1 pseudogene is annotated in these 517 nt (G+C 44.1%); it reads right to left on the minus strand.

The features are described from left to right. A pseudogene (locus R7O13_RS30930) lies at nt 1-517 on the minus strand (histidine kinase); the annotation flags it as partial.

Consider the following 517-nt stretch of genomic DNA (forward strand, 5'->3'; position numbering starts at 1 on the left):
ATTCTTGGCATTGCTTGCTCTTATAGTTGGCACAGTTGCTCATTTCCAACTGGTTATCTTCACCGTGAATAAACACCAAGCTGTTAATTTCTTGAATGATGCCCATCAGCCATTGTTTTTCCGCTTCTTCATTGTTGGCATTCAGCTCAGCTAATTTCACCTTTAGACGTAGGTGCGCAAGAATGAAATACGCGGCAGCAAACATCAGAGAAAAAGCGACCGCACCTGCCAAGAAAAATTTTGCCATTTGCTCATCGTCGTAGCCATAAACTAGGTTGAAGCTTCGGTGCGAGCGCAGAAGTTTTTCTATCTCATTTGAGTCAATGGTTTCGATGATGCTGTTGAGCATGTGTTGGAGCTGCGTATTGTGTTTTGCAACTGCAAACGCATTCGAGAACGTCAGAACGTCTTGCTCATTGATCACCAAACCATCGACCTTATCTTGCGCAATCATGCGATGAAAAACGTCATCCGGAATGTAAGCCACGTCCAAAACGCCTGATTTCAAATCCGCAAG

The organism is Vibrio sp. Y176 (assembly GCF_033438945.1).